Source organism: Planktothrix paucivesiculata PCC 9631 (genome assembly GCF_900009265.2).
Classification (GTDB): Bacteria; Cyanobacteriota; Cyanobacteriia; order Cyanobacteriales; family Microcoleaceae; genus Planktothrix; species Planktothrix paucivesiculata.
The window spans coordinates 1-245 of record NZ_LR735139.1; the positions used below are offsets into that span (position 1 = coordinate 1).

The following is a 245-nucleotide window of genomic DNA, read 5'->3' on the forward strand; positions in this document are numbered from 1 at the left end:
TCAATACCTCTGGCATTATGGTTATCGATCCTTTTTCCATGATTCTGTTGCCCGTGATGATCAACATCGTCACGGCTCCCCTTGATGTCAAAGTTCTCTTAAAGAGGCTTAAAAATCGGGAAAAGCCCATTAATCACGACTTACAAAAGGCGATTAAGATTGCTTACTTGCAAGCGTTACTAGAAATTACCCAAGAGTTTAAAGCGGGAAGAATTGAGTCATTTCGCCTTTATTTACCGACAGAA

1 protein-coding gene is annotated in these 245 nt (G+C 40.4%); it reads left to right on the top strand.

Annotated features, from left to right (window positions below):
* Positions 1 to 17: 17 nt before the first annotated feature.
* Positions 18 to 245, top strand: a 228-nt coding sequence (locus PL9631_RS25840) for a hypothetical protein (RefSeq protein ID WP_156090730.1), incomplete at its 3' end; no start/stop codon positions are given.